The organism is Desulfococcus sp. (assembly GCF_041737845.1).
Classification (GTDB): domain Bacteria; phylum Desulfobacterota; class Desulfobacteria; order Desulfobacterales; family Desulfococcaceae; genus Desulfococcus.
On sequence record NZ_JBGSQX010000077.1, the window covers coordinates 1 to 22,500 of the forward strand.

The following is a 22,500-nucleotide window of genomic DNA, read 5'->3' on the forward strand; positions in this document are numbered from 1 at the left end:
GCTCTTCCGATCTTTTGGTTTGCTGGCCGGCCTGGAAGGCCCGGGGCTGCCCGCGCTCTGGCGCCGGCGGGCCGTGCGCATCCCCATCCGGCCCGAGGTGGAATCGCTCAATGCCGCCGCCGCGACGGCGGTGGCGCTGTATGAGTGGAAGCGACGGGAGAGAGCTGATTGAAGAAAGCTGATTAAAGAAATAGGTCGGAAAGAGTTCAAGGGTTCAGGAGCGCGGATTGGAAACCTATCGACGTCTTGAGGATAACGCAAGCTTCGATACCAGCCCTTCTGGGTTTTTTTCAACCCCGAACCCTGAACCCGAACCCTGTTGGTCTTTATGAACCCCCTCGCCCCCAGCCACCTCAGCCCCCCCGACCCCCGGGTTCCCGGCGGGGTCTACCTCTGCCAGGTGAACGACGCCGTCTCCTGCGGCGCCTGCTGCGGCCTCTACAACTGCGCCGGCGCCTCGCGGGAGCAGCTCCGGTGCCTTCTCGCCACCCGCACCGAGCAGTTCGCCGGGGTCCTGCGCAGCGCGGACGCAATCGACGATTTCCGGATCCGCATGGAGCGCCGCGAGCACGGCGAACGGCCGTACATCGATTTCTACGCGTGCCCGTTTTTAGGCTTTCTCGGCCCTCGCCGCCTGCGCCCCGGCTGCCTGCTCCACCCTCTGGCCGACGGTAACGAGGGGATCGACTACCGGGGGCTGAGCTTCTACGGCGGACTGGCCTGCCGCGACTACTTCTGCCCCTCCACCCGCAACCTGCCCTCCGGCCACAAAACCATCGTCAAAACAGTCTGCGCCGACTGGTACCTCTACGGGCTCGTGATCACCGAGGAGCAACTGCTGGCCGCCATCTTCGCGGGGATCGAAACCCGGCTGGGCCGGCCGCTGGCACCGGCCGAGGTCGCCGAACGCCGGCCCGCCCGCGACGCGCTGGCGGAGCTCTTCGGACTGAAACTGTCCTGGCCGCACCGCGGCCAGGACTGGAAAGGCCCGGCCAACTACTTCTTTAACGACGGCCTCTATCCGCGCGCGCCCATCGATTACGGGCGGATCAATGCCCAACCCTCCGTCCACGATCGTATTCTGCGCGAGCTGGGATCATCGTTTGCATCGCGCCGCGAGCTGATCGCCGCCGAGACCCTGATCGAAACCAGGATCGATCGCGTGCTGCGCGCTCTGGCATCGGCGGCCGCCGATACCGGCCATTGAGTTTAGGCGTCAGTCTGTGCTATAGGCTGCCTGCACACCACATCAACCGTCAACCGGAGCAAGGAGGAGCCTTCATGGGAAAAGGGGATCATCGTTCCAAGCGGGGAAAAATCTGGCGGGGGACCAACGGAAACGCGCGGCCCAAAAAGAAAAAGACGACCGAAGAAAAGAAAGGTGCATGAACGCCAAGCCGTTAAACCCGCGGTCCCCCGATTGGGACATCGACAGCATGTTCACCGACCGCTGGTCGCCGCGGGCGTTGGCGTCGGACCCGCTCTCGAACCGCGAGGTCCGGACCCTCTTCGAGGCAGCCCGCTGGGCCCCGTCCTGTTACAACGAGCAGCCCTGGCTGTTCGTCTACGCCACCGCACCGGAGCAACGCCAAAAACTGGCCGCCTGCCTGGCCGCCAAAAACCAGACCTGGGCCGGCCATGCGCCGCTCTTGATGTTCATCCTGGCCCGGCGCCATTTCCAGAAAACCGGCAAGGAAAACCGCCACGCACCCTACGACGCGGGTGCGGCCTGGATGGCGCTGGCGCTGCAGGCCCGCAAACTGGGGCTTTACGCCCACGCCATGGCCGGTTTCAACCTGCAAAAAGCCTACGAGGTGTTGGGGGTCTCCCCGGAGGAGTTCCTGGTAATGGCCGCCATCGCCGTGGGTCGCAAAACCGAGGATTCCGGGCTGCCGGACGACCTGCGTGCCATGGAGAGCCCCAACAGCCGCAAGCCTCACGCGGAGGTGGCCACCCCTGTCTTTCCGGTAGTGACCCCGCCATAGGCCTCCGCTCAAAGGAGAAAACGAACATGATCGCCTACTTCGTCCACCATCAGCGGAAAAACGCGGACACGGTCTATTTGCCCGAACGGGGCTGTTTCATGGCGGTTGACAAAGCCGTTATGGAACGGTTCATAGCGGTCAAGCCCGACTTCGCCAACTGGACGGGCCAAGCCTGTGCCGTTGTGGAACCCAAAGAGTTCGGCACCGTGGTGGCCACCCGCGACGATCGGGAGGATGTCTGCATCGTCCACCAGGATCTGTGGCGGGAGCGGATGCTGGCCCATCTGGGCAGCCCCATGGATCGGAGCACATCGGAGACATAGCCGGCCATGGCTTCAGCCGCGTTGCACGATTATCTGGAATTCGCCGTCGAGACCGCCTACGAAGCCGGGCGCCTCACCCTCGGTCATTTCCAGACCGATCTCAAACCGGATATGAAGGGCGATGACACACCCGTCACGGAGGCCGACCGCAAAGCGGAGGAACTGATCCGGCTCCGGGTCGAGAAACGGTTCCCGGGCCATCGCATCGTCGGCGAGGAGTTCGGCCGCTCCGAAGGGACCGATGGTGCCCCCTGCTGGTGGATCGACCCCATCGACGGCACCAAGGCCTTCATCCGCGGGGTGCCGCTTTACGGCGTGCTGCTCGGCCTGGAGATCGAGGAACGCATCGTGGCCGGCGTCGCCTATTTCCCGGCCCTTGGCGAAATGGTCTATGCCGCCGAGGGGTTGGGCTGCCGGCTGAACGGGCGGCGCTGCCGGGTCAGCCCGGTCGAGTCCATCGGCCGCAGCATCGTCTCCTTCACCAACGCCGCCAACTTCAAAGCGGCCGGGCGCGAAAAGGCATGGGAGCGCATCATCGCGGCCGCCTGGCACAGCGTCGGCTGGTCGGACGCCTACGGCCACGCCCTGGTGGCCACCGGGCGGCTCGAGCTCATGCTCGACCCGATCATGAACGCCCACGACTGCGGCCCGTTCCCGGTGATCCTGCGCGAGGCGGGTGGGTACTTCGGCGACTGGTCGGGCAACGAAACCATTTACGGCAACGAGGCCTTGAGCACTTCGGTTCGGCTTCTGCCGGAGGTGCTGGAGCTTCTCCGCGGCCCCACAACCGCATAGACGCCACAACCGCAGACAACAACCGCCAAAAAGGAGAGGCATATGGCAATGGAAAAAGATATAGCAAACGTCGCAGCCGTGGACCCGGCCAAAAAGTCGTTTTCGTTGTTGGAGGAGTTCAAGGCATTCGCTTTTAAGGGCAACGTGATCGACCTGGCGATCGGTGTCATCATCGGCGCGGCCTTCGGCCGAATCGTCGACTCGCTGGTCAAGCACATCATCATGCCCCTCATCAGCTTCATCATGCCCGGCGAGCAGGGATACCTGGCCTGGAAACTGGCCTACAACGGCAAGGAGCTCCCCTTCGGTTTGTTCATCGGCGAAATCGTCAACTTCCTGCTGGTCGCCCTGGCCCTGTTCATCTTCATCGTGAAGTTCCTGGGCTGGGTGATGCGCTCCAAAAAGGAAGAGGCCGCGGCCGCGCCCCCGCCGCCGCCGACCACGGACCAGGTGCTGCTGGCCGAAATCCGCGACCTACTGAAAACGGGCAAAGCCTGATGCCGGCATGCTGCCGACCGTCGCCATCTTCCTGGTGGCCTATCTCGGGGTGGCGCTCGGGCATTTCCCCGGGCTAGCCCTCGACCGCACCGGCATCGCCCTGCTGGGCGCCATCGCCATGATCGTGGCCGGCGCCGTCACGCTCCCACAGGCGGTCGGCCATGTCGATCTTTCCACCATCATCCTGCTTTATGCGCTGATGGTCGTATCCGCCCAGCTCCGGCTGGGCGGCTTCTACACGTATACCGCCTTTCGCATCTCCCACCTGCTGGTGCGCCCGCGTTTTTTTCTTCTGGTCAGCATGGCCGCCAGCGCCGTTCTATCCGCAGTGCTGGCCAACGACATCGTCTGCCTGGCCTTCACCCCGGTGCTGATCCTGTCGCTGCACGCCTCGCGGCTGAACCCACTGCCATTCCTTCTCGGGTTGGCCGTCTCCAGCAACATCGGCTCCACCGCCACGATCATCGGCAACCCTCAGAACATGCTGATCGGCCAAGTCGGCCGGCTGGAGTTCGGCCGGTTTATTCTATGGTGCGGGCCGCCGGCCCTCCTCGCCCTGGCGGGGAGCTTCCTGCTGCTGTGCTGGTTGTTTCGAAAGGAGTTCGGCCGCCAGGAAAAAGCCCCGGACCCGATGCCGATCGTCCAGTCGCTGCCCTCCTTTGACCGCTGGCAGAGCCTCAAGGGCCTCGCCGGAGTCGGCCTGATGCTGGGGCTTTTTTTCACGTCGATCCCGCGCGAGTTGAGCGCCATTGCCGTGGCCGGCGCCCTGCTCTGCAGCCGCAGGCTCAAATCCCGTGAGATCCTGCATTTGGTGGACTGGCACCTGATCACCCTTTTCTGCTCCCTCTTCGTCATCATCGGCAGCCTCGAGGCCGTCGGCGCCCCGCCCATCGCACTGGCGTTTTTAAGGAGGGCGGGCATCGACCTCCACGACCTCGGCATCCTGTCCGTGGTCTCCGTCGTCCTGAGCAACCTGGTGAGCAACGTTCCCGCCGTCATGCTCCTGCTCGGATCGCTGGACCCGGCCGCCCCCGAACAGTGGTATGCCCTGGCCGCCTCCAGCACCTTCGCCGGCAACCTGATAACCATCGGCAGCATCGCCAACCTGATTGTGATCGAACAGGCCTCCATCTTCGGGGTCGAGATCTCCTTCCGCGAACATGCCCGGGTCGGGATTCCGGTGACCCTTTTCTCCCTGGCAGTGCTGGGCCTGTGGATTTATCTCTGATGACATTCGGAAAGCCCAGCGCCGTTGCCGGTGGCCTCACGTTGACATTACCCTGTAATGGTTTAATTTTTTGGCATTCCTCGGACGGCTGTCGACCGAGAGCAACCCTTTTGCTCCTGGATTTTCCCCTCCGCTCCCGGGCAAGGCAAGGATACGACAGTAGTCAATACAATAGGCGGCGCATGTTCGTTGCGCCTGCGTTGCAAACCCCAGAACATGGAGGCACATCATGACCCACCACGATAAAAATCGTTTCACGTTCTTTTTCCCGGACGCCAGGGTGCTGAGCAGCAGTGAAGTGCCCGCCGACAAAAAAAAGGCCGCCGAATCGGGCGGAAAACCGGGCGTCTGGCTCGAAGTCCATTGCCCGGACGAGTCCTGCATCGGCAAGGACGGGAAAATCACCCTGCAGGCGGCCGGGGTTACGGGTAAAGCCGACAAGGGGCTGTGGCTCAATGTCTTCTGCCCGGAGGACAGCTGCCTGTGGAAAGGCGGCACCGACCTGACCTGACCCGTCGCTGTTTTGATCTACGATCGATCCACGAAATCCCGGCTTCAGCCGGGATTTTTTTATATTTCCGGACTCAAATCATCATCAGGAACTTTTCCTATCTATTGCAATACGGTGTAATTTAGGGTAGGGATTCATCCTGCTTTTCAGCAGGCACACGGTGGCGCCGCTATCTACCAGATCCTCCGGAGGTTAACTAGAACGATGGAAAAATCGGTCTACAGTCTGTGTTTCATGTGCTCTGTGCGCTGCCCAATTAAGGTCACCGTAAAAGACGGCCAAGTGACCTTCATCGAGGGCAACCCCAAGGTCGCCGGCATCGAGGGCAGCCTCTGCCCCCGCGGCTCCGCCGGCATCTCCCTGCTCTACGACTCCCAACGCGTCCAGGCGCCCATGATCCGCGTGGGAGCACGCGGCGCAGGGCAATGGCGCAAAGCGTCCTGGAACGAGGCGTTCGACTATATCGCCGAAAAGCTCAGCGGGATCATCAAAAAATACGGCGGTCACAGCGTAGTGCTGGGGGAGCGCACCCAGCTGGCCACCCACGTCAGCAAGACTTTCTTAAAAGCCATCGGATCGCCCAACCACTTCACCCACGACGCCCTCTGCAAGGGGTCGGTCAACACGGCCTGCCGCTCGCTGTTCGGTTACACCGATGCCCAGATCGGCATCGACTACAAAAACACCCGACACATCGTGCTCTATGGCCGCAACCTGTTCGAGGCGATCGCCGTGAAAGAGGTGAACAGCCTCATCGAGGCGATGAACGCCGGGGCCAAGATGACCTACATCGACCCGCGCGTCTCCATCACCGCCACCAAAGCCAACCGCTACTGGATGATCCGGCCCGGCACCGACCTCGCCCTCAACTACGCCCTGATCCACGTGATTCTCAAAGAGCGCCTCTACGACGCCGGGTATGTTGAAAAATGGGTGCTCGGCCTGAACGAGCTGCAGGATTTCGTCCAGCCCTACACGCCGGAGTGGGCCGAAAAGGAAACCGGCATCCCGGCCGGCGAGATCGTTGCCTTCGCGCGCGAGATCAGCCGGGACAAGCCGGCGGTGATTTTCCATTATGGCTACCGCGGCGCCAGCCACACCAATGAAATCTACATGCGCCGATCGATCCTGATCCTCAATGCGCTCATGGGCAGTGTCGAAGCCAAAGGTGGGATCTTTTTCAAAAAGGGGCCCGGCGAAGTCGGCAAGAAACCGGCCCGCAAACTGACCGAGCAGACGTTCCCGGAAATTAAGGTTCCTCGCTTCGACAAGGTCGGCACCAAGGACTTCCCCCTGCCGGACCCCGACCACGGCGTGCCCCAAATCCTGCCGCACGCCATCCTGAACGAGGACCCTTATCCCATCAAGGCCCTGTTCGTGTATCGCTTCGAGCCGCTCGGATCGATCCCGGACACCACCCTGACCCAAAAAGCCCTGGACACGTTGGACCTGATCGTCACCATCGATGTCAACCACAGCGACATCGCCTGGTACTCGGATGTGGTCCTGCCGGAATCCACCTATCTGGAACGCACCGACTGCCTGCAGCAGGCCAACGGCCAGAAACCGCAGATGTTCCTGCGCCGCCAGGCGGTTCCGCCGCGCTACGACACCCGCGAGGGCGCCATGATCCTGAAGGAGATCGGGGAACGCATCGGAATCGGCAAGTTCTTCCCCTACAAAGACATGGAAGACCTCGTGCGCTGGCAGCTCGAGGGCACCGGTTTCAGCCTGGAGGATTTCGACCAGTCGGGCTTCGTCGCCTACACGGACAAGCAGATTCTGTGGGACCGCACGGAGGGGCTGAAAATCAAGACCCCCTCGAAGAAAATCGAGTTCACGTCCTCCCTGCTCGAGAACGCGGGCTTCGCCTCCTTTCCGCCCTACGAACCCATGCCGGCGCTCAAAGACAGCGAATTCCGCCTGGTGACGGGCCGCAACGCCCTGCACACCCACGTGTCGACCCAGAACAACCCCTACCTGAACGAGCTGCTCTCGGAAAACACGCTGTGGATTCACTCCAAGCGCGCCGCAGCCCTGGGCATCAAGGACGGCGGGCGGGTGACGGTCGCCTCCAAACAGGGCTCGGGGGCGATCAAGGTTTTTGTCACCGAGCTCATCCACCCGGAGGCGGCATTCATGCTGCACGGCTTCGGCCACGAGTCCGGCCTGGCCTCCCGCTCCTTCAACAAGGGTGTTTCCGATGCCCTGCTGCAGGAGAACATCTCGGATACGATCGGCGGAAGCCCGGCCCTGCACGAGACCATCGTCACCGTCAAACCGGTTTAACTCTCTGGGAGGATTTAGATGAGCCAGTATTACCTGTTCCAAGACACCAAGAACTGCATCGGATGCCACTCCTGCGAAGTCATCTGCAAGACCAACAAGAGCCTGCCGGTCGGCCCCAAGCCCTGCCAGGTCATCCATGTGGCGCCGCAGATGCTGAACGGCCTGCCGAAAGCGGCCTACGTGTTCATGCCCTGCTACCACTGCGAGAACCCCTGGTGCGTGGCGGCCTGCCCCACCGGAGCCATGCGCAAGCGGCCCGAGGACGGGATCGTCTACGTCGAGCAGAGCCTGTGCGTGGGATGCAAGACCTGTATCAGCGCCTGCCCCTGGGGCGCTCCGCAGTGGAACCCCGAAACGGGCAAAGTGGTCAAGTGCGACTACTGCAAGGACCGAATTGATGCGGGGCTCAAGCCGGCCTGCGTCACCATTTGCACCACCCACTGCCTGCATTTCGGCAAGGTGGAGGCGATGACCCAGATCCGTCGCGAGCGCCACGCCAAGGTGATCGCCAGCCTGGAGCACCAGATCGGCTAAAAATCCGCAGACGTCTACCGAGGTCCGCGGAATTTTAAAAAGGAAAAAGGCCGATGCCAGAGGCCCAATGCCCTGTCCATCAAACTATTGCCGGGCTCGGGGAAACCATCGAGTCCGGAGGGCTTCCCAATCCCCGCAGCCGGCGGATCGCCGAGGAGATCCTGGATCTGCTCGCGGATGTCGCCTGGGGGCGGGCCGGGAGCGACCATTTGGGGGCCATTGCCTCCCTGGCGGATGAGCTTGCCTACGACACGGCCGCACCCGGCGCCATGGCCGCGGCCAAATCGGTTCAGGACGCCCTGGGCGAGCACCGCGAGGTGTTCCAGAGCCACATCGACACGCACAACTGCGCCACGGGCGACTGCGTGCGCCTGGTACCCGCCCCCTGCCACATGGCCTGCCCGGCCGGCATCGATGTGCCCACCTACGTGAACCTCGTCGGCCAGGGCCGCGACGCCGAGGCCATCGAGGTCATCCGCCGGGACAACCCCTTTCCCTGGGTGTGCGGGCTGGTCTGCACACGTCCCTGCGAGTACATGTGCGTGCGCGGCCGTGTGGACAAGCCGATCTCGATCAAGTTTCTCAAAGCGTTTGCGGCCGAGCGGGCCCTCTCCGACCGCCAGTACCGCAACCCGTCCAAGGCGCCCGACAAGGGGCGGCGGGTGGCCGTGGTCGGCGCCGGCCCCGGCGGGATGACGGCGGCGTACTACCTGGCGTTGAAAGGATACGCGGTCACCGTCTTCGAAGCTCTGCCGGTGGCGGGCGGAATGATGATGCTCGGCATCCCGCGCTACCGGCTGCCGCGCGAGGTGATCGACCGCGAGGTGGCCATGCTGGAGGAGCTGGGGGTCGAGTTTCGCTTCAACACCCGCTACGGCAAGGACACCACCCTCGCAAGCCTCAAGGCGGAGGGGTTCGATGCGGTCTTTATTGCCATCGGGGCCCACCACTCTTTTAAGCTCAACATCCCGGGCGAAGCGGCCTTCCCCCAGGTCGTCGAGGCCGTGGACCTGCTGCGCCGCGTGGCGTTGGGCGACCGCCGCATCCCGGGAAAGCACGCGGTTGTGGTCGGCGGCGGCAACGTGGCCATCGATGCGGCCCGGACCTGCCTGCGGCTGGGCTCCGAGGAGGTGACCATCGCCTATCGCCGGACGCGGGCGGAGATGCCGGCCGACATTGAAGAGGTGGAGCAGGCCGAGGACGAAGGCATTCACATGTCCTTCCTGACCATCCCCAAGGCCGTCGTCGGCAAAGACGGCCGGCTCACCGGGCTGGAGTGCATCCGCGCCACGCTGGTGAAAAAAGACGCCAGCGAGCGGCTCTTCCCGGTGCCGGTGGAGGGCAGCGATTTTCTCATCGAGGCCGACACGGTCGTCTCGGCCATCGGGCAGCGCATCGACCTGGAGTGCCTGAGCGACCTGAAGGGGCTCGCCTGGACGCGGCGCCAGACCATCCAGGCCAACACCGTCAGCATGGAGACCTCGATCCCCGGGGTCTTTGCCGGCGGGGATGCCGTCACCGGACCGGCCACCGTGGTGGAGGCCATCGGCGCGGGCAAGCGTGCCGCCGAGGCCATCGACCGCTTTCTCTCCGGAATCCCCCAGCCGAAGATGCCGCCGGTGCCGGTGCGCCGCCGCCGGGTGGAATGGCTCGAGGTCCCGGCCAGCACCAAGATGACCCTGCGCCGCCCGGAGATGCCGCTGCTCAACCTCGAGCGCCGCCGCACCACCTTTCAGCAGGTGGAACTGGGCTACACCGAAAACGTCGCGCGGGAGGAGGCCCGGCGCTGCCTGCGCTGCGACATCTGCCTGCGCTGCGGCAAATGCGTAGAGGTCTGCCGGGACATGATGGGCATCGACGCCCTGGCGTTCGGCTTCCTCGATTTCGACGCGCCCGGGGCCACCGACTTTCGCGTGACCGCGGAGCGCTGTATCCTGTGCGGTGCCTGTGCCGCCAACTGTCCGAACCATGCCATCCGCATCGTCGACCGCGGGGATGAGCGCCTCTTGTCCTACTGCGGCACCATCCTGAACCGGCAGAAACTCGAGCATTGCGAGGTCTGCGGCGCTGTTCTCGGCCCGCAGCGCTATCTGGAGTTCCTGCAAAAACGCACCCAGGGCGTCAGCCCGGTCGCCAACGAACGCAGGCTCTGCCAGGCATGCGCCCGCCGGCAGACGGCACGGGTGCACACGGAGCACAGTCCCCTCTGAACCCGTGCCGCACGTCGGCTGAAAAAGGAGAGCTGTCATGGCGTTTCACCGAGGCCAGAAAGTGGAAATTTTCCGGAAGTCGGAGGATGAGAGCTGGGGCGAGCACATGGACCGGTATGTGGGGCTCCACGGCATCATCACCGACCCGGACACCACCAAAAACGACCCGGATGCCCTGATCGAGGTCAGCATCGAGGGCAAGGGCACCCACCGGTTCCCTCAGGACTGCCTGCGGCTGCTGGGCGCCTGAGGGCCGAAAGAGGTGATGCCATGATCACGATTTGTGTCAACGGTCAGGAGGTGGAAACCACCGAAGGCGGGAACCTTTTGGATCTGCTGCATGCCCGCGGCGTCAAGCTGCCCACGATATGCTTTCACGCCGCGCTCAGCCGCCCCAGCGGAACCTGCCGGCTGTGCGTGGTGGAGGTGACCCTGCCGGGAGGCACGCCCGAGGTCAAGCGCGCCTGCCTGACCAAGTGCGTTGACGGGATGACGGTTCAGTCCGAGAGCGTTGCGGTTCAGGCCGCCCGTATCAAAGCGGTGAAGAACCTGTTGACGCTCGCGCCCCAGAGCCCGCGCCTGCTCCAGTTGGCGGCGGAATTCCAGCTGCCCATCGACCCGCCGCCCGACGGCTGCATCCGCTGCGGCCTGTGTCTGCGCGTGTGCCGGGAAATCGTCGGCGCGGGTGCCCTCAAATTCGAACTCCGCAACCGGCAGCAAACCATTGTCCCGGTGGAAGGCCGCTGCGTGGGCTGCGGCACCTGCGCCAACATCTGCCCCACCCAGGTCATCCACGTGAGCGACGACGAGAACGTCCGCGTCATTTCGATCCGCGACGAGGTGATCGGCAGGCACCCGCTCGCCACCTGCGAGGGCTGCGGCAAGCGCTTCGCCACCCCGCGGTTTTTAGACGTCGCCCACGAGCGCGCCGTGGACCACCACCCGGACACCAAGGAGCACCACCGCTGGTGCCCCGAGTGCGCCAAACGGCATTCCGGAAGGGTATCCGCAACTCTCACCCGCCGCTACTAAAAGCTGTTTAAAAACGCCGTCTGAGACCTGATGGCTGCGTTGTACCGCAGGCCGGAATGCTCACGTACTGGCGTGTGCGCTCCGCTTCCAACCTGCGCTACGCCTTGCCCTCAGGCCTAATCCAGCGCTTTAAAACAGCTTTAGGTGATCGGGATGGGTCGGATTCAGAAATATTACCCGTTTTTCGTCTCGATCCCACGGGGGGTCACCAGGACGTCGAGCCCCGTGCGCTTCCACGTGGCGCGGGCCTGCTCCACGGTGTTGACCAGCGGCTCCTGGCAGTTGAAGGAGGTGTTGAGGATCAGGCGGCAGCCGGTCTTGTCGCGCCAGGTTTTGAGCAGCCGCAGGATAAAGGGGTCGTCGCCCGGTCCGATGATCTGGGGCCGGGTGGTGCCGTCCACGTGGGTCACGGCCGGGACTTCGGCGGCGTCGGAGGCAACCACGTAGGACATGAACTTGCTCGGCACCCCGAGCTCGCCCAGCACCATCGGGGCGTAGGGGCGGTACCACTCGCGCTGCTTCACCTCCCGGTTCAGGCGCTCCTTGCCGTCGGGGATGCGCGGGTCGAGCAGGATGCTGCGATGCCCCAGGGCGCGAGGGCCCGATTCCGCCTTGCCGTAGCATAACCCCACGCTCCGGCCCGCCTCCAGCAAGCGGACGATGCCCGGTATGAGGTTGCCGTCGATGGGGCCGGCATCGGTCCCAAGGTAGGGGGTGAGGGGCTTCGGCGTCCTGCGGTTCCCCAGCACGTGGTGCCAGACGAAGAGGGCCTGACCGAGGCTCAAACCGCCGTCGTGGGGCTGGGCCTGGACCCAGGTGTCGGCAAAAAGCCCGCTGCGGTGAACAGCGGTGTTGGCGACGCAGTTCATGGCGCACCCCCCGGTCAGGACGGCCCGGTCGACCGGGAACCGGGCCTTCAGCCGCGCCGCAGCCTCCAGGAAAAGATCGGTGGTCAACCGCTGCAGGGAGGCGCACACGTCCTGGGCGAAGCGGTCCCGGGGGTCCAGACCGAGCTCCTCCCCCCTTCCGAAGCGGAAGGTCTGGAAGGGGGCATAGGGGTAGTAGAGCATCTGCTCCCGCAGCGCCGCGGCCATCTCCTCCTGCGGAGCGCCGTAGCTGGCCAGCCCCATCAGTTTCCCTGCCCCCTCCAGCCGCTTCATCCCGAAATTGTATTCGCCCAGCGAGGCCCACACCGCCCCGATGTTCAACTGCATCTTCTTGTTCTCGTATCCCCAGCCGTACTCGATCTCGTGGATGCGGTGGCCGCTGCCCCAGGCCAGGGCGCAGGCCCGCAGGTCCCCGCTGCCGTCCGCAGTTAGGATACCGGCCGCCTCAAAGGGCGAGGTGAAGAGCGCCCCGGCGGCATGCGCCAGGTGGTGGTCCACCGCATAGCCCTCGACCCAGCGGCCGAAAAGCCGGATCCGGTGGCGGCTCATGCGCCCTTCCGGCGGGCCCGCCCAGCCGTCCTGCTTGTAGTCGGGCCGGTGGTCGTAGCGCTCCCCCTCGAGCTCCCACGCAAACGGCTGGCCGTTGCGGGCGGGCCTCAGGTAGGGGTTGATGACGACCAGATCGACGCTGTCGGGCCCCCAGCCGTATTGCTCCAAAATGGGCTCGAGATCCATCGGGCCCTGGTCGTGCTTGATGCGGGTCAGCCGTTCCTTTTCCAGAAGAGCCACCATCTCGCCCCCTTCCAGCAGGGTGAGGTTGGCGTCGTGTCCGTAGTAGAGCGAAAGAATCCTCATATCGGCTCCAGCGTCAATGTAAGGTCAGCCGCGGCAAACGGGGTACTGTAGAAAAAGGCCCTGTTCATGTCAATTCAATTTCCCGCGGGCGGCCTCCTTTTTCAAAAGGGAGAAACGTTAACCAATCTGCAGGGCTCGTTGCCGAGAGGATATCGCTGCATGTCATTACCTGCTTCGGATGATTGATAAACGGCTCCGGTGGTGATAAACGAATCAAGCGCAGGCAGAAGGTCTGCAACTCTTTCTCACCCGACACGCAAAGGAGACCCCCATGCCCCAGAAGACCCGAGAAGACCGCCGGAAGAAAGCGATCGAGGTGCTCAACAAGGCGCGCGCCATGGAGCTGCACGCCATCCACCAGTACATGAACCAGCACTACAACCTGGACGACAGGGACTACGGCGAGCTGGCCGGAAAGGTCAAGCTGATCGCCATCGACGAGATGCGCCATGCAGAGGCCTTCGCGGAGCGCGTCAAGGAACTGGGGGGCGAGCCCGCGACGAGCTACGAGGGCAAGGTGGAGAAGGGCCAGCCGGTCCAGACGATCTTCTCCTTCGATTCCGAACTCGAGGACGACACCATCGACGTCTACAACCAGTTCCTCCTGACCTGCCGGGACAACGGGGACAGCATCAGCGTGAAGCTCTTTGAGACCATCATCGACGAAGAGCAGATCCACTACAACTATTTCGACAACGTCAACGAACACATCCAGAAGCTGGGGGACATCTACCTGGCCCAGATCGCCGGAACCCCGTCCTCGACCGGCCTGACCCCCAAGGGATTCGCCGTCGGCGGCGCGGCATAACAATCGGCCCCCGGCCCGAGGTTTTGGAACCCGAACAGGGCAAACCAGATTTTTCATGAAACCATTTCTCCATCTGAAAGCGCCGTATCGGACGGCGACCCGCGAACCGGCGGCCTTCGATGCCGCCTTTCCGGATCTTTCGTTCTATGGCAGCTTCTGCCTCATCGTGTTTCTGGCCTCCCTCAAGGCCAGGCGGGGGCTTTACGGGGACAGGGACTGGGCGCGGAGCAGCATCGACACCCTGAGGGCGCTGGAGCGGGTCGGGGTGGCTTTCGAGATCACCGGGGTCGAGCACCTGAAGGCCGCCCGGTCGCCCTTCGTGATCATCGGAAACCACATGAGCGTCATGGAGACCAGCATCCTCCCGGGCATCGTCAGCCCCGTCCGGCCCGTTACCTTCGTCGTGAAGTCGAGCCTGCTGGAGTATCCTTTCTTCCATCACGTCCTGCGGTCGCGCGATCCCATCGCCGTCACGCGGACCCACGCCCGCCGGGACCTCAAGACCGTTCTGGCGGAGGGAACGGCCCGTCTGGAACAGGGGATCTCCGTCATCGTCTTCCCCCAGACGACCCGGACCCGTCGTTTCGATCCTTCGCAGTTCAACTCCATCGGCGTCAAGCTGGCGCAGCGGGCCGGGGTCCCCGTCATCCCCCTCGCGCTCATGACCGACGCCTGGGGGAACGGCAAACATCTCAAGGATTTCGGCAGAATCGATCCCTCGAAAAAGGCCCGGTTCTCTTTCGGGGAGCCCCTGTGGGCGGGGGGCCGGGGGAGCGATGCGCACCAGGCCGTCATCCGGTTCATCGGCGGCAGGCTGGAGAAATGGCGGGCCGAGAATGCGAAGGCGTGAAGCCGGGTCCGTCATCGGAAACGGCCGGTGGGTCTGGATCCAGGCTGCAGCTGTCCCAAACCGTCATCAGCAAGACAAAGGAGGGTATCGGATGGGAATTTTTTCATGGATCGTCATGGGGTTGATCGCCGGGGTTGTCGCCAAACTGCTCATGCCCGGAAAGGATCCCGGGGGCATGATCGTCACCATCCTCATCGGCATTGCGGGCGCCTTTGTCGGAGGGTTCATCAGCTCGTTTCTGGGGTTCGGCAGCGTCTCGGGGTTTACCCTCAAGAGCACGGCGATCGCGGTCGGCGGGGCCGTCCTGCTGCTGGCGGTCCACCGGAAGATGAAAAACCGGTAGCCCGGCGGGGAATTCAATCGGGCCGCGCCGCCCGGGGGTGCCATGGGCACCCCGGAAGGCGGACGCGGCACGCCGGGCTTCATTCGGCCGGACAGTCTTCGCCCGGGCCGATCAGCGGGATCTCCTTTCCGACCTCGAAGAAGACCAGGAATTTGGTTTCCCTGGCATCCTTTTCCGGGGAGGGGCTCTTGCGGCGCAGGGTATGGAGCAACTCCGACTCTTGCTCCTCGCGGGTCCTGGTCAGGTAGATGCGCTTTCCCTTGTACCCGGGGCCTTCCTCGCGGAACAGGAAGACGGCATGGGGGTTGGACTGGAGGTTGCTGTGGGTCAGGCGATCCCACATGATGAAGGCCACCGTGCCGTCGCCCAGGACGTGGGGCCTGGAATAGACGGCCGCGTTCACCCTGCCTTCGCCGTCTGCGGTGGATAAGACGCCAAAACCTTTTTTCTCTTCAAAATACGCTTTTAATGTCATTTTTGCCCAGCCTTTCTTTTACGGTTCCCTAATACGTTCGTAATCCGCGCTGCCTGCGCCTCTATCCGCTGCATCATAAGCATAATACGCATCCTGCCCGGGGCCCCGCAAGCCTTGATCCCGAATTTTTTCAAAACCGTCCGGAATCCGGTCTTGCTGCAGCCCCGGCCTCCCCGGGCGCGCTTCAGGTCGTGCTTCGTCCCCACACCGCATACACCGGATCGGAGAAACGCATCTGGGGGAAATACCTGTCGTCCCGGGGACGGGGGATGCCCCGCATGGAATAGGTTTCCAGCCCATGAAATTTTCCCGACCGCTCGAAATACTCCAGCACCAGGCCCATCCGCTCGAACTCGTGAAGCTCTTTCCAGATCCGGATCGCCTTCGGCGGGAACCACCGGTTGGAGAAGGTCATCACGGCAAGGCCCCCGGGTTTCAGCACCCTTCCCATCTCCTCGAAGACCGCAAGGGGCCGGTTCAGGTACTCCACGGAGACGGTGCACAACACGGCGTCAAAGGCGCCGGTGGGGTAGGGCAGGGTCGGATTTGCGTTCAGGTCGTGGACCACCCGGTCCGAGAGCAGCGCGTTTCCCTCCAGCTCCGCCAGGTTCATTCCAAGCCCCGAAAGCCTGCCGAGGGATCGTCCGTCAGGGATGTGGGAGGTCCAACTGCTCATGAGATCGAGCACGTGCATCCCGTCCTGGAGGAGGCCGCCGTACAGGGATTGGATCACATCGACCGCGGCCGCGTCGATGTGCTGGACGAATCGGGGTGCGTCGTAGAACCTTTCGTCGGGCGCTTCGTCCTCCCGGAGAAAGGGCTCGTCCGAAAAAAAATCGGTGGGGTTGCCCAGCCATCTCGCCTGCATCCCGGGCCCCTGGCTGATGGTCTCCACCCAGTCGGTCACGGTCCCGCCGCGTTCGATTTTTTTGTCCGCCACCCCCATCACCGTCGCCGACAGCCGGGCCGTCCTCCGCGACAGGGGATGGTTCAGGTCCGCCTGGATGTGCCCGTTTTCGACGGTGACGCATCGAAAGGGTTCGACGTTCTGGGGGAAGACCCCGGTGATGCCGTGCAGGAGGCCCTTGGGATAGAACCGCCCCGCCCTGGGATTGCCGGGCGCCCTGTCGCTCAGGCGGGAGCGCTGGAAGGTCAGCACCTCGCCCGGCCGAAAGGAGGGGATGCGGTCGGTCACCTCCACCTCCAGGGATTCGCCCGCCGATCCCCCCATCAATCCGTTCATCATTTCGTCAGGCAGAATGTCCCGCCACAGGTTGAACTGGGGGGCATTGTATTCCTCCGTATGGCGCGCCTTTTCGCTTTCCCACTTCAGGGAAAATTTCAAGTCCGCTACAGCTTCTCTGGTTATCAAATTCATGGCATGGCCTTTCAGGGTAAGAGGTTGGGTTTGAGATTTACCCGAAAACATGGTAAGAAAATAGCGCGGGAACGGCTGGACTCAATGGGAGACATGCATGAGGCAAATCAGGGGGAATTCCCCTCATTAAAGGGGGTCTCCGGCGTTCGCAGCCGGGGTCCCGATGCGGGCCGCCCCGGCGGGTGCTTCGTCGCGTCATGCCGGATCAGGAGAGGGAGAGCAGATAGCTCCTCAGGTTGGTTTTCCGGTTGTCCAGGCCGAACTTGGTCCTGAGGTTTCTCCGGTGGAAATGGACGGTGGTCTCCGCGATGTTGAGAATGTCGGCGATCTCCTTGCTGGATTTGCCGTCTTTAACCAGCGACGCCACCTGGATCTCCTGGGGCGTGAGGAAGATGTTCGCCGCGGACATGCGCTGGAGAAAAGGCGAGATGATGTCCTTCAGGTGGGTGTCGATGATCTCCACGAAGGTGCGTTCCGTCGCCTTCAGGCCGGCCTTTTTCAGCTTGGCGACATAAGGGAAGACCAGCTCCTTCATGTTGCCGAGCACCTTCTGCTCCAGTTCCTGCCGGTCGGCCTCCCGCTGCTTCAGCAGCACCTTGAGGGCGATGTTGGTCTCCTCGAGGCTGATGGCCTGCTCCTTCAGGGCCGCCTCCCCCTCCTTGAGCGCCTCCTCGGTGAGCTTCAGGTCGGTGATGTCCTCGTGGCTGATGACGACCAGGACCGGGCCGTCGTAGACCATCCGGATGGCGCGCATGTAGTACCAGTGCCTCCCTTCGGGGGAGTGGCAGGGGTAGTCGTAGAGGAATTCCCGGGCCTCGCCGGAGATGACCATGCGGAGGCCCCGGGCCACCTGAGCGCCGTTTTCCGCCTCCTCGCCCGAGGCGCTCTCGCATATTGCGAGATAGTTCGTGCCGACGGAATCCGCATCCCCTTCCAGCCGATTTCTGCGGGCGTAGTCGCGCCAGGCCTGATTGGTTTCAAGGATGATGCCCTTCTGGTCGATGATGCTGATGTGGGCCGACAGGGAATCCAGGACCGTCCGGGCAAGAACGTCTGAAAACGTCATGGATGAGGGGGTCATGAAGAGGTGCCTCCGCGCTGCGGTTGATTCAGTGGGATACGTGCCGATATTCCCCAGAATAGACGATTCCCGGAAAGGAATCAAGCCTCATGTCCGGGGTCCCGACGCCTGGCCGACACCGTCTGCCGGCGGCGCGCGGGGGCCCGACGGGCGGTCCGGGGGCGGGAATGGCCCGGCCGGCGATTTTGCCGTTGAAAAATCCGCCGGGCGGCGGTAGATATCAGGACAATTCAACGCGTCAACGGGAGGAGGATCATGGTGAGGAGTCCGCCGCAGCAGGAGAGATGTGAGATCGATCCGGCCCAGATCGTCGCGGGGAGCCCCATTCCCACCTTCGTCCTGGACGCCGACCATCGCATCATCCATTACAACCATGCCCTGGAGCGGCTGACGGGCCTCCGGTCGGCCGATCTCATCGGGACCCGGGAGCAGTGGCGGGCCTTTTATCCGTCGCCCCGGCCGGTCATGGCCGACCTCCTGCTCGACCGGGCCGGGGAGGCCGAGATCCGGGCGCTTTACGGCGACAAATTCCGCCCTTCGGCCGTGATCGAGGGGGCCTATGAGGCGGAGGACTATTTTCCTGCCATCGGCGGCGGGGGCCGCTGGCTCTTTTTCACGGCCGCGCCCATCACGGACGGCCGCGGCGGGATCGTCGCCGCCATCGAGACCCTCCAGGACATCAGCCTGCGGAAGCGCGCGGAGACCCTCATGGCCGATTCGCGCAGGCGGTACCGCGCCTTCATCGATTTCATTCCCTATCCCGTCGCCGTGAGCGACCTGGAAGGGCGGGTCGCCTATGTGAACCCCGCCTTCACCCAGATGTTCGGATGGACCCTGGGCGAGATCCAGGGGCAGAAAAACCCCTACATCCCCGAGACCCTCGAAGGGGAGTCCGCGGAAAACCTCCGCCGCCTCAAGACCGAAAAGGTGCTCCAGCGCTACGTGACCCGGCGCGCGGCCCGGGACGGAGACCTCAAGACCGTCGCCATCACCGCCTCGATCTACGCGGAGTTCCAGGGCGACCCATCGGGCACCCTGGAGATCATGCGCGACATCACCCTGGAGATCGCGGAGGAACGGCGGAAGGAGATGATTCTCCGGGTCAGCCGGTCCCTTCCCGAGTATCCCGACCTGGAGGGGCTCCTCGATTTCATCAGCCGCGAGATCAAGCAGATGCTGGACACGGAAGGGGCACTGGTGATCCTCCTCGACGAGGAAAAGCAGGAACTCTATTTTCTGGGGGCGGCCTACGACGATGCCGAGCGGGAGCGCCGGGCCAAGGAGATCCGGTTTCGAGTGGACGAACTCACCGCCGGGCGGGTGATCCGGACCGGGGAGCCCCTCATCGTCAACGACACCACCCGGAATGCCATGGATTATCCCGAACGGGACCGCCGGTTCGGCTATCACACGAAGAATTTCCTCCTGGTTCCCCTCCGGAGCGGCGAGCGGATCATCGGGGTCCTGGGCGCCCTCAACATCAAGTCGGGGCGGTTTACCCCGGCCCACATGGAGCTGCTCGCCATGCTTGCCGGGACCGTGGCCCTGTCCATCGAGAACGCCCGCTTTTCCGACGAGATCCGCAAGGCCTACCAGGAGGTGATCAGCCTCAACCGGGCCCGGGACAAGGCCGTGACCCACCTCTCCCATGAGCTGAAGACCCCCCTGTCCGTGATGGCCGGGTCCCTCGCCATCCTGGAGCGGAAGCTCTCCGCCATGCCGGGCGAAGGGTGGCGGCCCACCTTCACCCGGGTCGCCCGGAACCTCGACCGGATGATCCGGATCCAGGAGGAGGTCGAAGACATCATGCAGGGGTCCCGGGAGCACGCGGCGGTCGTTTCGGTGATCCTCGAGCAGAGCCTCGACCTGATCGAGACCCTCCTGGAAAAGGAGGCCGGGGAGCGCGTTGCGTCGGCCGTCCGGGCGCGCATCGAGGCTTTCTACGGCCCCCGCCGGAGCGGTTCGGAGGTTCTGTCGCCGGTCCGCGTCATCAACGAGCGGATCGATATCCTTGCCCCTTTTTTCGCCCACCGCGCCATCGAGGTCGTCCGCGATTTCGCGCCGGTGCCGGAGATCTTCATCCCCCCCGAGGTCTTCATCAAGACCATCGACGGCCTGATCCGGAACGCCGTGGAGAACACCCCGGACGAGGGCCGCATCGAGATCGGGACGCGGCCCGAGGGAGGCGGGGCAAGGATCGAAATCCGCGATTCCGGCGTGGGGGTGCCGGCGTGGCTCCAGGAGCGGATCTTCGAGGGGTTTGTCCACACCCAGAGTTCCCAGGCCTACGCGTCCAGACGGCCCTTCGACTTCAACGCCGGCGGCAAGGGCGCCGACCTCCTGCGGATGAAGATCTTTTCCGAGCGCTGCGGGTTCACCCTGGGGATGCACTCCGAGCGCTGCCGCTTCATCCCCCGGGAGGAGGACGTCTGCCCCGGCCGGATCGGCGGCTGCGCGTTCTGCGCCGACCGCGCGGACTGCCTCGCCTCCGGCGGGACGGTCTTTTTTCTGTGGTTTCCGGCGATAGGCGATAGGCGATAGGCGATAGGCGAGGGGCGAGGGGCGATAGGAGAGAGCAATGAAAGCGATTGACGGTGGACGGATTTTGCGGGTAAGGGTGTAAAGCGGGTTGATGGAGAAGAACATCGCAGCCCATACCCTATCGCCTATCGCCCATAACCCTTAGCCTATCGCCCATAACCCAGGAGAGGCGTCCCATGAACGAGACCCAAAAACTGAAAGGCAGGAAGATTCTCATCGTCGACGACGAGCCGGACATCCTGGAGACCCTGGAGGAACTCCTCGATATGTGCGTGATCGATACGGCGGCTGATTTCGAGGGCGGAAAGCGATTTTTGGAGCGGGAGACTTATGACGCCGCCATTCTCGATATCATGGGGGTCCGGGGATACGATCTGCTCAGGATCGCCGCGGAAAAGGGGATCCCCGCCCTCATGCTGACGGCCCACGCCTTAAGCCCCGACAACCTGGTGCGGTCCATCGCCTCCGGCGCCTATGCCTATGTGCCCAAGAACCAGCTGGTGGACATCGCCTCCTTCGTTGTGGACATCATCGAGGCCAAAGCCGCGGGCCGGAAGGAAAGCCACCGCTGGTTCGCGCGCCTGAAGCCCTTTTTCGACCGGAAATTCAAGCCGGGCTGGCGGAAGAAAGACGAGGCCTTCTGGCGGGAATTTGACCGCCGGAACGTGGTTTCCAAAGATGACGTGGACAAGATCATCTGACCGGCCCGCCCGCCCGACAGTGTGCCGATGCCGGCGGAATCCGATCGTCCTGCCCATGCTCCTGCTGATTGCCTGGGCATGCTTCCGGCCGCCGCCGGCCGCCGCAGGCAAGGCCTTTCCGCGGCCGTTTTCCCCGGACGCCGTCTGGTTCTACGACCGGGACATGCAGAAGGTCATCCCGGGGATCGACTTGGGTTGGCTCACCGTCGTGTTCCAGCCGCCCCCCAGCGCCCCGGGGGACAGCCCCGGAAAACATCCGGAAGATCATCCGGAAAATCGTCCGGAAGACAGGATGGACGAGAAGGCGCTTCTCGCCGCTGCGGACGATATCGCGGCCGGAAGCGACCGGATCACCGGCCGCCTCATCGATCGCGAGCGGGCGCCGAACGCCTGTTTTTTCACCCTCGCATCGGGCACGACCCCGGAGGAGCTCCGCGCCCTCGCCGCGGCGATCGCCCTGCGGGACGACGTCCGGTTCACCCATCCGGCCATCGACCTCGGCGGGAAACCCCACGCCTTTCTCGACCGCTTCGATCTGGAGTGGAAAACCGGCCTGGATCCGGGTCTGAAATCGCAGATCCTGGCCCAGGTCGACGCCGCCGCCGTCCCCGGTGACGGCGGCGGGGCGTTCCGGGTCGATGTCTTCAGGCGGCCCTTTTTCGAGGCGGTCACCCTGCTCGCCGAAGACGTTCGCGTCCGCTGGGCCGTGCCCCGGCTCGTGGCGCTGGAACCCCTCTGCTCGGTCACCCTCGACACGGCCGTCGGCGGCGGCCGCATCGGCGACGAAATCCCCTTTGTCCTGACCGTCCGCACCGCCTCCGGGGTGCGCATCGATTCCGCCGCCCTCGCCGCCTTCCGGATCGCGCCCGCGGGCATCTCCGGCGAGCTGTTCGACGCCGCCGTCGATGCCTACGACGCCGGAGCCGGCCCCATCCGCATCCGCGGCAGGCTCACCTTCCATGCGCCGGGCGATTTCGTCATTCCCCCGGTGTCCTTCGCCTACATCTGCGACGCCTGCCCCGGCGGCCCGGTCGGGTCCGCCGCATCCGAGGCGAAAACCGTCAGGATCGCATCGATGATCCCCCCGGGGGAAGCCTCGGGGCGGCAGGGGCCCAAGCTGCTGCTGTCCGGGGAAGACCCGGCGCCGTCCCTTCCGGCGCCCCCCGCGGGGCGGGG

At 64.0% G+C, this 22,500-nt stretch carries 23 protein-coding genes; 19 read left to right on the top strand and 4 right to left on the bottom strand.

Features of this window, described 5'->3' with window-relative positions:
• The first annotated feature begins 400 nt into the window (after positions 1 to 400).
• The 13 genes from ACEW8N_RS08605 to ACEW8N_RS08665 all read left to right on the top strand — a co-directional run bounded on the left by ACEW8N_RS08605 (position 401) and on the right by ACEW8N_RS08665 (position 11,405).
• A complete protein-coding gene (locus ACEW8N_RS08605; protein WP_373499401.1) occupies positions 401 to 1,207 on the top strand; it encodes a hypothetical protein in 807 nt (268 codons plus the stop codon).
• Between the two features lie 74 nt (positions 1,208 to 1,281).
• A complete protein-coding gene (locus ACEW8N_RS08610; RefSeq protein ID WP_373499402.1) occupies positions 1,282 to 1,389 on the top strand; it encodes a 30S ribosomal protein THX in 108 nt (35 codons plus the stop codon).
• A complete protein-coding gene (locus ACEW8N_RS08615) occupies positions 1,386 to 1,985 on the top strand; it encodes a nitroreductase family protein (protein ID WP_373499403.1) in 600 nt (199 codons plus the stop codon). Before ACEW8N_RS08610 ends, ACEW8N_RS08615 begins: the two co-directional genes overlap by 4 nt.
• Positions 1,986 to 2,011: 26 nt before the next feature.
• A complete protein-coding gene (locus ACEW8N_RS08620; RefSeq protein WP_373499404.1) occupies positions 2,012 to 2,308 on the top strand; it encodes a hypothetical protein in 297 nt (98 codons plus the stop codon).
• A 6-nt stretch (positions 2,309 to 2,314) separates the two neighbouring features.
• Entirely contained in the window at positions 2,315 to 3,103 is a 789-nt protein-coding gene (locus tag ACEW8N_RS08625) for an inositol monophosphatase family protein (protein WP_373499405.1), read from the top strand.
• A 42-nt stretch (positions 3,104 to 3,145) separates the two neighbouring features.
• On the top strand, positions 3,146 to 3,601 hold the full coding sequence (mscL, locus tag ACEW8N_RS08630) for a large conductance mechanosensitive channel protein MscL (RefSeq protein WP_373499406.1): 456 nt from the start codon (positions 3,146 to 3,148) through the stop codon (positions 3,599 to 3,601).
• 7 nt (positions 3,602 to 3,608) lie between these two features.
• Entirely contained in the window at positions 3,609 to 4,829 is a 1,221-nt protein-coding gene (locus ACEW8N_RS08635) for an SLC13 family permease (RefSeq protein WP_373499407.1), read from the top strand.
• 229 nt (positions 4,830 to 5,058) lie between these two features.
• A complete protein-coding gene (locus ACEW8N_RS08640) occupies positions 5,059 to 5,340 on the top strand; it encodes a hypothetical protein (protein ID WP_373499408.1) in 282 nt (93 codons plus the stop codon).
• Positions 5,341 to 5,544: 204 nt separating this feature from the next.
• The gene (locus tag ACEW8N_RS08645; protein WP_373499409.1) at positions 5,545 to 7,629 is read left to right on the top strand and encodes a molybdopterin-dependent oxidoreductase; all 2,085 of its coding nucleotides are present in this window, start codon (positions 5,545 to 5,547) and stop codon (positions 7,627 to 7,629) included.
• Positions 7,630 to 7,647: 18 nt separating this feature from the next.
• Positions 7,648 to 8,163, top strand: coding sequence for a 4Fe-4S dicluster domain-containing protein (locus tag ACEW8N_RS08650; RefSeq protein ID WP_373499410.1), 516 nt, complete (start codon positions 7,648 to 7,650; stop codon positions 8,161 to 8,163).
• Between the two features lie 53 nt (positions 8,164 to 8,216).
• The gene (locus tag ACEW8N_RS08655) at positions 8,217 to 10,373 is read left to right on the top strand and encodes an NAD(P)-binding protein (protein WP_373499411.1); all 2,157 of its coding nucleotides are present in this window, start codon (positions 8,217 to 8,219) and stop codon (positions 10,371 to 10,373) included.
• A 37-nt stretch (positions 10,374 to 10,410) separates the two neighbouring features.
• On the top strand, positions 10,411 to 10,623 hold the full coding sequence (locus tag ACEW8N_RS08660; protein ID WP_373499412.1) for a hypothetical protein: 213 nt from the start codon (positions 10,411 to 10,413) through the stop codon (positions 10,621 to 10,623).
• Between the two features lie 20 nt (positions 10,624 to 10,643).
• Positions 10,644 to 11,405, top strand: a complete 762-nt coding sequence (locus ACEW8N_RS08665) for a 2Fe-2S iron-sulfur cluster-binding protein (protein WP_373499413.1) — start codon at positions 10,644 to 10,646, stop codon at positions 11,403 to 11,405.
• Between the two features lie 173 nt (positions 11,406 to 11,578).
• Here ACEW8N_RS08665 and ACEW8N_RS08670 read toward each other — a convergent pair whose 3' ends face one another.
• Positions 11,579 to 13,147, bottom strand: coding sequence for a carbamoyltransferase C-terminal domain-containing protein (locus ACEW8N_RS08670; RefSeq protein WP_373499414.1), 1,569 nt, complete (start codon positions 13,145 to 13,147; stop codon positions 11,579 to 11,581).
• Between the two features lie 271 nt (positions 13,148 to 13,418).
• Here ACEW8N_RS08670 and ACEW8N_RS08675 point away from each other — a divergent pair, with 271 nt between their 5' ends.
• The 3 genes from ACEW8N_RS08675 to ACEW8N_RS08685 all read left to right on the top strand — a co-directional run bounded on the left by ACEW8N_RS08675 (position 13,419) and on the right by ACEW8N_RS08685 (position 15,148).
• Positions 13,419 to 13,955 carry a ferritin-like domain-containing protein gene (locus tag ACEW8N_RS08675; protein WP_373499415.1) on the top strand — a complete coding sequence of 179 codons (537 nt, stop codon included), beginning with the start codon at positions 13,419 to 13,421 and terminating at the stop codon, positions 13,953 to 13,955.
• Between the two features lie 55 nt (positions 13,956 to 14,010).
• Positions 14,011 to 14,805 carry a lysophospholipid acyltransferase family protein gene (locus tag ACEW8N_RS08680; RefSeq protein ID WP_373499416.1) on the top strand — a complete coding sequence of 265 codons (795 nt, stop codon included), beginning with the start codon at positions 14,011 to 14,013 and terminating at the stop codon, positions 14,803 to 14,805.
• 91 nt (positions 14,806 to 14,896) lie between these two features.
• Complete coding sequence (locus ACEW8N_RS08685; RefSeq protein WP_373499417.1) at positions 14,897 to 15,148, top strand: GlsB/YeaQ/YmgE family stress response membrane protein; 252 nt, start codon at positions 14,897 to 14,899, stop codon at positions 15,146 to 15,148.
• Positions 15,149 to 15,227: 79 nt separating this feature from the next.
• On the opposite strand, the gene ACEW8N_RS08690 is transcribed toward ACEW8N_RS08685, so the two are convergent.
• The 3 genes from ACEW8N_RS08690 to ACEW8N_RS08700 form a co-directional block, all read right to left on the bottom strand.
• The gene (locus ACEW8N_RS08690; RefSeq protein ID WP_373499418.1) at positions 15,228 to 15,623 is read right to left on the bottom strand and encodes a pyridoxamine 5'-phosphate oxidase family protein; all 396 of its coding nucleotides are present in this window, start codon (positions 15,621 to 15,623) and stop codon (positions 15,228 to 15,230) included.
• Between the two features lie 184 nt (positions 15,624 to 15,807).
• Positions 15,808 to 16,968, bottom strand: coding sequence for a methyltransferase domain-containing protein (locus tag ACEW8N_RS08695; RefSeq protein ID WP_373499419.1), 1,161 nt, complete (start codon positions 16,966 to 16,968; stop codon positions 15,808 to 15,810).
• 238 nt (positions 16,969 to 17,206) lie between these two features.
• On the bottom strand, positions 17,207 to 18,082 hold the full coding sequence (locus ACEW8N_RS08700) for a LuxR C-terminal-related transcriptional regulator (protein ID WP_373499420.1): 876 nt from the start codon (positions 18,080 to 18,082) through the stop codon (positions 17,207 to 17,209).
• A 255-nt stretch (positions 18,083 to 18,337) separates the two neighbouring features.
• Between ACEW8N_RS08700 and ACEW8N_RS08705 the strand changes: the two genes are divergently transcribed.
• The 3 genes from ACEW8N_RS08705 to ACEW8N_RS08715 all read left to right on the top strand — a co-directional run.
• Positions 18,338 to 20,623, top strand: a complete 2,286-nt coding sequence (locus ACEW8N_RS08705) for a PAS domain-containing sensor histidine kinase (RefSeq protein ID WP_373499421.1) — start codon at positions 18,338 to 18,340, stop codon at positions 20,621 to 20,623.
• Positions 20,624 to 20,799: 176 nt separating this feature from the next.
• Positions 20,800 to 21,324 (top strand): response regulator, encoded by a 525-nt coding sequence (locus ACEW8N_RS08710; protein WP_373499422.1) that lies wholly within the window; start codon positions 20,800 to 20,802, stop codon positions 21,322 to 21,324.
• A gap of 55 nt (positions 21,325 to 21,379) precedes the next feature.
• The coding region (locus ACEW8N_RS08715) for a hypothetical protein (RefSeq protein ID WP_373499423.1) at positions 21,380 to 22,500 on the top strand (1,121 nt) is incomplete at its 3' end.